The organism is Pseudoxanthomonas sp. LjRoot204_2 (genome assembly GCF_056175765.1).
On the sequence record NZ_JBGFFG010000346.1, the window covers coordinates 1 to 3,686 of the forward strand.

Annotated in this window: 5 protein-coding genes; all 5 read left to right on the top strand. The window is 69.1% G+C overall.

Features of this window, described 5'->3' with window-relative positions; translation table 11 throughout:
- The coding region (rhlB, locus tag AC04L7_RS14380) for an ATP-dependent RNA helicase RhlB (protein WP_475513260.1) at positions 1–303 on the top strand (303 nt) is incomplete at its 5' end.
- A gap of 103 nt (positions 304–406) precedes the next feature.
- Positions 407–1,093 carry a cell division ATP-binding protein FtsE gene (ftsE, locus tag AC04L7_RS14385; protein WP_296278926.1) on the top strand — a complete coding sequence of 229 codons (687 nt, stop codon included), beginning with the start codon at positions 407–409 and terminating at the stop codon, positions 1,091–1,093.
- Complete coding sequence (gene ftsX, locus AC04L7_RS14390; RefSeq protein WP_296278927.1) at positions 1,090–2,034, top strand: permease-like cell division protein FtsX; 945 nt, start codon at positions 1,090–1,092, stop codon at positions 2,032–2,034. Before ftsE ends, ftsX begins: the two co-directional genes overlap by 4 nt.
- Before the next feature lie 16 nt (positions 2,035–2,050).
- Entirely contained in the window at positions 2,051–2,890 is an 840-nt protein-coding gene (locus AC04L7_RS14395; RefSeq protein WP_296278928.1) for a response regulator, read from the top strand.
- Positions 2,891–2,904: 14 nt separating this feature from the next.
- On the top strand, positions 2,905–3,612 hold the full coding sequence (gene ung, locus AC04L7_RS14400; protein ID WP_296278929.1) for a uracil-DNA glycosylase: 708 nt from the start codon (positions 2,905–2,907) through the stop codon (positions 3,610–3,612).
- The last annotated feature ends 74 nt before the right edge of the window (positions 3,613–3,686 follow it).

The following is a 3,686-nucleotide window of genomic DNA, read 5'->3' on the forward strand; positions in this document are numbered from 1 at the left end:
CGCCCGCCCCGTCCGCCGCGCGCCGCGCGTCCGGAGGGCGAAGCCGCGAAGCCGCCGGCGCCCCGGCCGGCGAACGACGCGGTCCGCACCGACGCCGTCGCGCTGCCGGAAGGCGAGCGCAAGCCACCGAGGAAGCGTCGTCGCCGTCGCCATGGCAAGCCGCTCGAGGGTGCGGAGGGCGCCGTGGCGAATGCCGCGCCGGTCGCCGCGACGCCGTCCGCCGCGCCGAAGCCGGTCGACGACAACGCAGGCTTCCTGACGAAGTTGGGGCGCAAGATCCGCTCGCTGGTCTCGGGCAACTGACCTGCGCCCTCATGGGTATCGAGAAGAAGCCGGGCACGTCCCGGCTTTTTCTTTGCGCATCGGCATCGCCAGCCTCTTGATCGGTCCGGCATAATCGACGCACATGAGCGTCCTTCGATTCGAAAACGTCAGCAAGCAGTACCCCGGTGGCCACGCGGCGCTGGAGGACGTCAGCTTCGAGGTGGCCGAAGGCGAGATGCTCTTCGTCACCGGTCATTCCGGCGCGGGCAAGAGCACGCTGCTGAAGTTGATCCACCTGAGCGAGCGGCCCAGCCGGGGGGCGGTCCTGTTCGCCGGCAAGAACCTGTTGAAGGTGCGCGGTGGCCGCATTCCGCTGCACCGTCGCGAGGTCGGCGCGGTCTACCAGGACCATCGCCTGCTCACCGACCGCACGGTGATGGAGAACGTATCGCTGCCGCTGATCCTGCGCGGCGACCGCCGCGGCGACATCGGCAAGCGCGTGCGCGAAGTGCTGGCGCGGCTGGGCCTGGGTCATCGCGAAAACGCGCTGCCCACGCAGTTGTCCGCCGGCGAGCAGCAGCGTGTCGGCATCGCGCGCGCCATCGTCGCCGAACCGCGCCTGCTGGTGGCGGACGAGCCGACCGGCAACCTCGATCCCACGCTGGCGGCGGAAATCATGTCGCTGTTCGCGTCCATGCCCGAGCGTGGCACCAGCGTGCTGGTCGTCAGCCACGACCTGTCGCTGCTCAAGCGCATGAAGAAGCGCGTCCTGATCCTCGACCACGGCAAGCTGGTCGACGACATTTCCCCCGCGGACCTGGCCGAATGAGCGACGCGAAGAACAGCCGGGCGCAGGCGCGCTCCGGGTTCGGCATCTGGCTGGACCAGCATCTCTACAGTTTCGTTTCCAGCCTTGGCCGCACCGTGCGTCGCCCCTGGGCGACGTTGCTGACGATCGGCGTGATGGCGGTAGCCTTCGTGCTGCCACTGGGCCTGTGGCTGGCGTTGCAGAACGTGGGTCACTTCGCCGGTGACGTGCAGCAGTCGCGCGAGATCGATCTGTTCCTGGCCCCGGACACCCCGGTCGCGCGCGCGCAGGCGCTCGCGGAATCGCTGCGCGCCCGCGACGATGTCGCCCGCGTCGAGCTGCGCACCCCCGAGCAGGGCCTGGCGGAATTCCGCGAGCGCAGTGGCCTGGCCGATTCGCTGGCGCTGCTGGACGGCAATCCGCTGCCGAGCCTGCTGGTCGTGGTGCCCGAAGGCGACGAGGTGCGGCTCATCGCCGCGCTGGAAGCCCTGCCCGAAACCGATCTGCTGCAGCACGACGCCGCCTGGCGCGAACGCCTGGCCGGCTGGATGGGCTTCGGCAAGCGGCTGGTGTGGGTGCTGGCGTCCTTGTTCGGACTCGGCGCGCTGCTGGTGGTCGGCAACACCGTGCGGCTGGACATCCAGTCGCGGCGCGAGGAGATCGGCGTGCTGCAGTTGCTGGGTGCGAGCGACGGGTTCATCCGCCGTCCCTTCATCTACCTGGGCGCCTGGTACGGGCTGGCCGCCGGCGCACTGGCGCTCGGCCTGCTGACGCTGGCGGCATGGGCGTTGCGGGATCCACTGGCCGCGCTGGCACGCAGCTACGGAAGTCCGTTCGTGCTCGCAGGACTGGATCCGGTCGGCGCGGCGATCGTCATGGGCGTGGCGACGGTGATCGGCTGGCTGGGCGCATGGCTGGTGACGGGGCACTTCTTGCGTCAGACTCGCCCGACCGCCACCTGACATCCCCCGCATCTTCATGGCCCAAGAGCTCCGGCATCTGATCAGCGACGCGCCCCGCGTGATGGTGGTGGACGGGTCGAAGCTGGTCCGCAAGCTGATCGCCGATGTCCTGCAACGCGAGTTGCCGGGCGTGCAGGTGATCGGCTGCGCGAGCATCGCCGAGGCGCGTTCGGCGCTGGCGGCGGGCGAGGTGCACCTGGTCACCACCGCCCTGGCCCTGCCGGATGGCGATGGTCTGGAGATCGCGCGCAGCGTGCGCGAGGCCGCGGGCCAGGCGTACGTGCCGGTCATCGTGGTGTCCGGCGATGCCCAGCAGCATCTCGAAGAACGCCGGTTCACCGAATTCGTCACCGACTATTTCGACAAGGCGCTGGGCCACGAGGCGCTGGCGGCGTTCATCCGCGGCTACGTGCAGCCCGAACCGGTGGTGGGCGCCACGATCCTCTACATCGAAGACAGTCGCGTCGTCGCCGAGACCACGCGGCGCATGCTGGAACGGCAGTCGCTCAACGTGGTGCATGTGATGAAGGCGGAAGACGCGTTCGCGCTGCTCACCGCCGAGTCGCTGGGCCTGTCGACGCACAAGTTCGACCTGGTGCTGACCGACGTGATCCTGAAGGGCGAACTGAGCGGTCGCGACATCGTGCAGCGCATCCGCATCGACTTCGCCTACGGCAAGCGGCGCCTGCCGATCCTGGTGATGACCGGCGACAGCAATCGCGACAACCAGGCCGAGTTGCTGCAGGCCGGCGCCAACGACCTGGTGCTCAAGCCCATCGCCGAACGCCTGCTGGTGACCAAGGTGCTCTTCCAGCTGCGCCTGGCGCGCATGGACGAAACGCGCAGCCTGGTCTGAGCCACGCGACGCGCATGACCGACGACGACCGCATCAAGCTGGAACCTTCGTGGAAGGCGCGTATCGGCGACTGGCTGCAGCGGCCGGACATGCGCGACCTGTCGGCCTTCCTGCGCCAGCGCAAGTCGGCGGGTGCACGCATCTATCCGCCGGGGCCGCAGATCTTCGCGGCCTTCGATGCCACGCCGTTCGATGCCGTGAAGGTGGTGATCCTGGGGCAGGACCCGTACCACGGTCCGGGGCAGGCGCACGGGCTGTGCTTTTCGGTGCTGCCGGGCGTGCCGGTGCCGCCGTCGCTGATGAACATCTACAAGGAAATCAACGCCGACCTCGGCATCGCGCCGCCGGATCACGGCTGCCTGCTGCCTTGGGCGCGGCAGGGCGTGCTGCTGCTGAATGCCGTGCTGACGGTCGAGGAAGGCCGTGCCGGCGCGCACCAGGGCAAGGGATGGGAAGGCTTCACCGACCATGCCATCGAAACCCTGGCGCGCGAACGCGAGGGCCTGGTCTTCCTGCTGTGGGGCAGCTACGCGCAGGCCAAGGGCAAGGTCATCGACACGCGCCGGCACCGCGTACTGCGCGCACCGCACCCGTCGCCGTTGTCGGCGCACCGGGGCTTCCTGGGGTGCGGGCATTTCTCCGCCACCAACCAGTACCTCGCGCAACGCGGGCAGGCGCCCATCGACTGGCGGTTGCCGCCGCGGGAAAAGCTGGTCCTCTAGCGTGCGCCGTGCGCACGAACCATGATCCATCCATTTGGGGTGTTGTGGGAGCGACGTAAGTCGCGATGAGGCAT

Excerpts from the sequence above, each read along its gene's own strand:
- AC04L7_RS14395 (WP_296278928.1), top strand. The coding sequence starts at position 2,051 with ATGGCCCAAGAGCTCCGGCATCTGATCAGCGACGCGCCCCGCGTGATG.
- ung (WP_296278929.1), top strand. The coding sequence starts at position 2,905 with ATGACCGACGACGACCGCATCAAGCTGGAACCTTCGTGGAAGGCGCGT.
- ftsX (WP_296278927.1), top strand. The coding sequence starts at position 1,090 with ATGAGCGACGCGAAGAACAGCCGGGCGCAGGCGCGCTCCGGGTTCGGC.
- ftsE (WP_296278926.1), top strand. The coding sequence starts at position 407 with ATGAGCGTCCTTCGATTCGAAAACGTCAGCAAGCAGTACCCCGGTGGC.